Origin of the sequence: Corynebacterium sp. KPL4035 (assembly GCF_037908325.1) — a bacterium.
GTDB classification, from domain to species: domain Bacteria; phylum Actinomycetota; class Actinomycetes; order Mycobacteriales; family Mycobacteriaceae; genus Corynebacterium; species Corynebacterium kefirresidentii.
Genome location: NZ_JBBMGF010000001.1, coordinates 372,750 through 378,852 on the forward strand (window position 1 = coordinate 372,750; position 6,103 = coordinate 378,852).

Consider the following 6,103-nt stretch of genomic DNA (forward strand, 5'->3'; position numbering starts at 1 on the left):
CTCCCCTCGCGCGCGGTAGTCATCCCTCGATATGGGGAAAGGGGCGCAGTGGCTGGCGTGCATGAGGTGTCCATGTTCTCCAAGGGTAGACGCATGACTCGCAAAGTTCGATGCCGATGCGGCAAAATAGAGGGCGTGACTACGACTACGAAGACAATTGAACGGCCAGATATTCGTGAAGACACTTCGACGACGGATAATGACACGCCGAAGTTCTTCCATTACGTCAAAAAGGATCACATCCTCGATTCCGCGGTCAACGGCAAGTATGTCGTTGCCCTATGCGGCGAGACCTTCCCGGTGACCAAGCAGGCAAAGCCGGGTTCTCCGGTATGCCCCGATTGTGAGCGTGTGTATAAGGGTCTGCGCCGCAAGTGAGGACTTTTAAAAAGACTAACCTTCGCGCTTGGCAGCAATCCGCCCTTGATAAATTCCTCGCCACTAAGCCGCAGGATTTTATGGCGGTGGCGACTCCGGGCGCCGGCAAAACTACCTTCGCGCTGCGCATCGCAACCGAGCTTATGGAAGACCGCACGGTCGAACGCGTTATCGTGGTGGTGCCTACCGAACACCTCAAGACCCAGTGGTCTAGCGCTGCCGCGCGAGTAGGTTTAGCGTTGGATCCTGCGTTTAGCAATTCTTCTGCTGTCAATCCCTCGATGGATGGCATTGTGGTGACCTATGCGCAGGTAGGAATGCACCCCTTCAAGCACCGCGCGGTGGCCTCTGCCCGGCGCACTTTGGTGATCCTGGATGAGATTCACCACGCCGGTGATGCCAAGAGCTGGGGTGATGGTGTCAAGGAGGCCTACGATGACGTTAACCATCGCTTGGCGCTGACGGGTACGCCGTTTCGTTCCGATGACTCGCCCATTCCCTTTGTTCAGTATGTAGACGACGGGGAGGGACACAAGGTCTCTCGCTCGGACCATACCTATGGCTATGGCGATGCGCTTGCCGACGGCGTCGTGCGCCCCGTTGTTTTCCTCTCTTACTCCGGCGAGGCCCGCTGGCGGGATTCGGCTGGCGAGGAACATGCCGCGCGCTTGGGTGACATTATGAATGCGGAGCAAACCGCCCGTGCGTGGCGCACCGCGTTGGACCCCAAGGGCGAATGGATCCCTGCAGTGCTGCAGGCAGCGCATACCCGGCTCATGCAAATGCGGCGCAATATGCCGGATGCCGGTGGCCTCGTGTTGGCATCGGATACGACGACCGCACGCGCGTACGCCAAGATCCTCAAACAGCTGTCCAATACTCCGGTGTCGGTGATTTTGTCTGATGATCCCGGCTCCTCTGATCGCATTCAGGAGTTTTCTGAGTCCACCGATGAGTGGATGGTGGCTGTGCGCATGGTGTCCGAGGGAGTGGACGTCCCGCGCCTAGCAGTGGGCGTGTATGCGACGTCCGCATCGACCCCACTATTTTTCGCCCAAGCCATTGGCCGTTTCGTGCGCTCGCGCATGCCGGGTGAGACGGCGTCCGTTTTCCTTCCCTCGGTGCCTGTCTTGCTGGGCTTGGCCGAAAATATGGAAAAGTCCCGCGATCACGTTTTGGGTGAGGAAAAGCCGGACAAGGAGGGCTGGGACGATGAGCTGCTAGAGCAAGCGAATCAGAAGAAGACCGAACCGGACATGCTGGAGAAGTCTTATGAGTCGCTTGGTGCCGAGGCAGAGTTCTCAGGCCTGCTTTATAACGGTTCTCAGTTCAACACTGGGGACATGACCACGGATGAAGAAGCCGACTTCCTTGGTATTCCCGGATTGCTCGATGCGGAACAAGTCAAGGACCTGCTGCGCAAGAAGCAATCTGAGGAAATGGACCGCCGCGAGGCGGAGGAAAAGGCGCGGCGCGCGGCTGAGGCCGAGGAGGCTCACCGTCGCAAGCTCTATGGCATGGACTATGCCCCGGCCTCGCGGAAAAAGGCTGTGGAAGCTGAGTCAAGCGATACCGGAGTCGTCGATGAGCTAGGCCAGCTGCGCAAGGAGCTCAACACGGTGGTTTCTATCGCCGCCCAACGCTCTGGCCGCCCCCACGGTGCTATTCACACCGAGGTCCGCAAGGCCTGCGGTGGACCGCCCACCGCGCTGTGCAACGCTGAGCAGCTACGCGAGCGCATCGAATACCTGCGCAAGTGGTAGTTTGGCCACAACCGCCTGAGGGCAGCTACGCAAAAGCCCGCACCAGAAAGGTGCGGGCTTTGTTCTTGTCCACGTAAAACGATTAGTCGAGATAATCGCGCAATACCTGGGAGCGAGAGGGGTGGCGCAGCTTCGACATGGTCTTGGATTCGATCTGGCGAATGCGCTCGCGGGTAACGCCGTAGACTTGGCCGATTTCGTCTAAAGTGCGCGGCATGCCGTCGGTCAAGCCAAAGCGGAGGCGAACCACGCCGGCTTCGCGCTCGGACAGGGTAGTCAGCACGTCTTGGAGCTGATCCTGCAGCAAGGTGAAGGATACGGCGTCGACCGCAATGACGGCCTCGGAGTCCTCGATGAAGTCACCCAACTGGGAATCGCCTTCGTCACCGATGGTCTGATCCAAGGAAATGGGCTCGCGGGCGTACTGCTGGATTTCGAGCACCTTTTCCTCGGTGATATCCATCTCCTTCGCGAGCTCCTGCGGGGTAGGCTCGCGGCCCAAGTCCTGCAAGAGTTCGCGCTGGATGCGGCCCAGCTTGTTGATGACTTCCACCATGTGAACCGGGATGCGGATGGTACGAGCCTGGTCCGCCATGGCGCGGGTAATCGCCTGGCGGATCCACCACGTGGCGTAGGTGGAGAACTTGTAGCCCTTGGTGTAGTCGAACTTCTCCACGGCGCGGATAAGGCCCAAGTTGCCTTCCTGAATGAGGTCCAAGAAAGCCATGCCACGGCCGGTGTAGCGCTTGGCTAAGGAAACCACCAGACGCAGGTTGGCCTCCAGTAGGTGGTTTTTGGCCTTGCGGCCATCGCGGGCGATGCTGCGCAGGTCGCGCTTTTCCATGGGGGAGAGCTTGGCGGCCTTATCGCCTTCGGCGCGGGCCTTTTCCATCTCATCCATGCGGTGCTGTGCGTACAGGCCAGCCTCGATGCGCTTGGCCAGGGAAACCTCTTGCTCGGCGTTGAGCAGGGCGACCTTACCAATCTGCTTGAGGTAGGCGCGGACGGAGTCAGCAGAGGCGGTTAACTGCGCATCCTTGCGTGCTTGGCGCAGCGCAGCGGACTCTTCCTCGTCCCAGACGGAAGAGGTGTCTTCCTCTTCTTCCTCATCGTCGTCGTCCAAGTCCTCTTCGAGGTCATCGTCTTCGAGGTCTTCGCCGGCGTCGAAGTCATCATCGTCTTCGATGCCCGCATTGGTGGGATCGAAGTCGACGTCTTCGTCGTGCTCGTCCTCCTCGAGCTCCTCTTCTGCTTCCGGCTGTGCCTGCTTTTCGGACTCGGCTGGGGATTCCTGCTTTTTTGCCGCGGATTTGCGGACCGTCTTCTTAGTGGCCTTTTTCGCAGACTTCTTAGTGGTCTTCTTGGCCGACTTCTTAGCGGTCTTTTTCGCAGTCTTTTTGGCTGTTTTCTTAGCGGTCTTCTTGGCCGTCTTTTTAGCCGTCTTCTTCGCGGTTTTCTTTGCCGTCTTCTTGGCGGTCTTCTTTGCAGGAGTAGATGCCCCGGCGGCGTTTTCGCCCTCGCCGAGTGCCTGGTCTGAAGATTCAGTGGCTGCCACGTACGCCCTTTCGACTTACTTCTTGATTAAAACAGCTCAGTGCGCCCTAGCTGGGCGCTCGTCCATCACTGTGATGTTAACGCGCTGTGGCCTTATGCAGGCCAGACACGCCTTAGAGCTATTTAACTTAGGATCGACCGCCCAGTATAGAGGATCTTTCTACTCTGCCGGTGGATAGGGGCACCAGCAGTGCATAAATTTTATGGTTTCAAGCCCTCTACCGCCGCCATTGCGGCACCAACAATCCCTGCACGATTGCGCAATTGTGCAGGCCTGACGGGGGTGGCAATGTCAAGGTGCGGGCCCCACTTTTCAAACTTGCGCGAGATACCACCCCCAATGAGGAAAGCCTGCGGGTTAAACAGCTTTTCATACTCCGCAAGGACCTTATTTAACCGCTTAGCCCAGTGCTTGTACTTGAGCCCTTCGCGGTCCTTGACGGCCGAAGATGCAATCCTTTCGGCTTCATCATCGCCCACCAGCATGTGCCCTAGCTCGGTATTGGGAAAGAGCTGACCATTCAAGAAGAAGGCCGAACCAATGCCGGTCCCCAGAGTCAAAAAGATTACGGAGCCCTGCTTGGCGATGTCCTCTCCGTAGGCAACCTCGGCTAGTCCCGCCGCGTCGGCGTCGTTAAGCACGGCAAAATCCGCATCCAAGTAATCAGCGAATAGCTCTGTAGCATTAATGCCAATCCATTCCTTGGAAATATTCGCTGCCGTTTCTACCTCTTGGTTGCGGACAACGGAAGGCAGGGTAATGCCTACTGGGCCTTCCCACTGCTTTTCCTGGATGATCTGGGCTACCACCTTGGCAACATCGTGCGGAGTCGATGGCTGCGGCGTGGCGATTTTCATACGCTCGCCCACGAATTCGCCGGTGGCAAGGTCCACCTCTGCGCCCTTAATGCCCGAACCGCCGACATCGACGCCAAAAGAATGTCCAGAAAGAGTAGTCATGCCCGACAGTGTAGAAGAAGGCACAATAGTTGGCATGACTGAGCACATCGATTTTCTCCAATTGCGGGATTTTGCCGTCTCTACCGCCACGCGAGCGGCCGAACTAATTGCCGCCCGGCGCGCAGAGCTTGTCGCCGGTGATGGCATCGCGGCGCATACCAGCACCAAGTCCAGTGATGTGGATCCGGTAACTGAGGTCGACACCGCCACAGAGGAATTCATTGCCACCACCATTCGTACCCAACGCCCAGGGGATGGAATCTTTGGGGAAGAAGGCGCCAATGTGGAATCCACCAGCGGTGTTACCTGGATAGTGGATCCGATTGATGGCACCGTAAATTTCCTCTACGGGGTGCCGGATTTTGCAGTTTCTATCGGTGCGGAATATCAGGGGCGCCTGGTAGCTGGCGCGGTGGTTAACGTGGCCCGCGGGCGCACTTATGCAGCCGCGGCCGGTCAGGGCGCCACGGTCACCGGCCCGGACGGGAAGGCGCACCCATTGCAGTGCGCCCACACCAAAAATCCCGCGTTGGCACTGGTAGCCACTGGCTTCGGATACGATGCCCAACGGAGAGCAGCGCAAGCCGAGCTGCTCACCAAGCTCTTGCCCCAGGTACGAGATATTCGCCGCATCGGTGCTGCCGCGCTGGATTTATGTCGCGTAGCTGAGGGCACGGTTGATGCCTACTTTGAGCACGGCATCAATGCTTGGGATTTTGCCGCCGGGGCAATTATTGCCCGCGAAGCAGGCGCGGTGGTGCACCATCCAGGCTTTGAGAAGGGGTCTGCTCAGGGCGAACTTACCTGGGCCGCGGGGGCAGATTTGGCCCCCGCCTTTGAGGAACTTTTGGCAGCACACAACGCCACAGGCGCGTTGCGGGGGTAATAGTTTTCCACGCTAACGGCCGGTGAGATGACATCTAGCCATTTGTGCTTTACTATGCGCGATCGATAATTACCCATTCCTTAAAGCAATTTGACCATTAGGGGCGTGCATTATGGCCACCGATTATGACGCACCGCGCCGGCGCGCGGAAGATGAACTCGAAACTGACTCCCTAGAGGGGCTCAAAGCCGCTGAAAGCGACAACAACGGCATGGACGATGACGGAGAAATCGTCGAATCGTTCCAGCCGCCAACAGTTGACCTTACCGGTGAGGAGCTCAATGTTGAGGTAGTTCCCCGCCAAGAAGACGAGTTTACTTGCGGCTCTTGTTTCCTAGTGCAGTCCAATAAGCGCTATTCCCACGATGAGGATGGCCAGCCTATCTGTAAGGACTGTGCTTAAAGGAAGTCGCAGCAGTAAAGAAACCCCGCACACGGCAACTTGCTTAAAGCCGAGTGCGGGGTTTGGTGTTGTGGCCGCCTCGCTTGATTTCTAGTGGTCGTGGAAACACCTGACATGGGTTAGGTGATTGTGTGGAGTCGAAATGGGTTCCGGATTCTG

The 6,103-nt window shown here is 57.9% G+C and carries 6 protein-coding genes; 4 read left to right on the top strand and 2 right to left on the bottom strand.

From position 1 onward, the window contains the following. The first annotated feature begins 93 nt into the window (after positions 1-93). A complete protein-coding gene (locus tag WMP96_RS01740; RefSeq protein WP_049361236.1) occupies positions 94-378 on the top strand; it encodes a DUF3039 domain-containing protein in 285 nt (94 codons plus the stop codon). Further along, complete coding sequence (locus tag WMP96_RS01745) at positions 375-2,141, top strand: DEAD/DEAH box helicase (RefSeq protein WP_023027865.1); 1,767 nt, start codon at positions 375-377, stop codon at positions 2,139-2,141. Before WMP96_RS01740 ends, WMP96_RS01745 begins: the two co-directional genes overlap by 4 nt. An 82-nt stretch (positions 2,142-2,223) precedes the next feature. Here WMP96_RS01745 and WMP96_RS01750 read toward each other — a convergent pair whose 3' ends face one another. Beyond that, positions 2,224-3,696, bottom strand: coding sequence for an RNA polymerase sigma factor (locus WMP96_RS01750; RefSeq protein WP_301715694.1), 1,473 nt, complete (start codon positions 3,694-3,696; stop codon positions 2,224-2,226). A 200-nt stretch (positions 3,697-3,896) separates the two neighbouring features. Beyond that, positions 3,897-4,655: a polyphosphate--glucose phosphotransferase gene (gene ppgK, locus WMP96_RS01755; protein ID WP_239204135.1), complete on the bottom strand. Its 759-nt coding sequence runs from the start codon at positions 4,653-4,655 to the stop codon at positions 3,897-3,899. On the opposite strand from ppgK, the gene WMP96_RS01760 reads away from it, so the two are divergent. Both WMP96_RS01760 and WMP96_RS01765 read left to right on the top strand, forming a co-directional pair. Next, positions 4,654-5,541 carry an inositol monophosphatase family protein gene (locus WMP96_RS01760; RefSeq protein WP_200288990.1) on the top strand — a complete coding sequence of 296 codons (888 nt, stop codon included), beginning with the start codon at positions 4,654-4,656 and terminating at the stop codon, positions 5,539-5,541. The genes ppgK and WMP96_RS01760 overlap by 2 nt on opposite strands. A 112-nt stretch (positions 5,542-5,653) precedes the next feature. Further along, a complete protein-coding gene (locus tag WMP96_RS01765) occupies positions 5,654-5,944 on the top strand; it encodes a DUF4193 domain-containing protein (RefSeq protein ID WP_023021404.1) in 291 nt (96 codons plus the stop codon). Positions 5,945-6,103: the final 159 nt, after the last annotated feature.

Bases quoted from the DNA above. Each gene is read 5' to 3' on its own strand.
- WMP96_RS01740 (WP_049361236.1), top strand. From the start codon at position 94: ATGACTCGCAAAGTTCGATGCCGATGCGGCAAAATAGAGGGCGTGACT.
- WMP96_RS01760 (WP_200288990.1), top strand. From the start codon at position 4,654: ATGCCCGACAGTGTAGAAGAAGGCACAATAGTTGGCATGACTGAGCAC.
- ppgK (WP_239204135.1), bottom strand. From the start codon at position 4,655: ATGACTACTCTTTCTGGACATTCTTTTGGCGTCGATGTCGGCGGTTCG.
- WMP96_RS01765 (WP_023021404.1), top strand. From the start codon at position 5,654: ATGGCCACCGATTATGACGCACCGCGCCGGCGCGCGGAAGATGAACTC.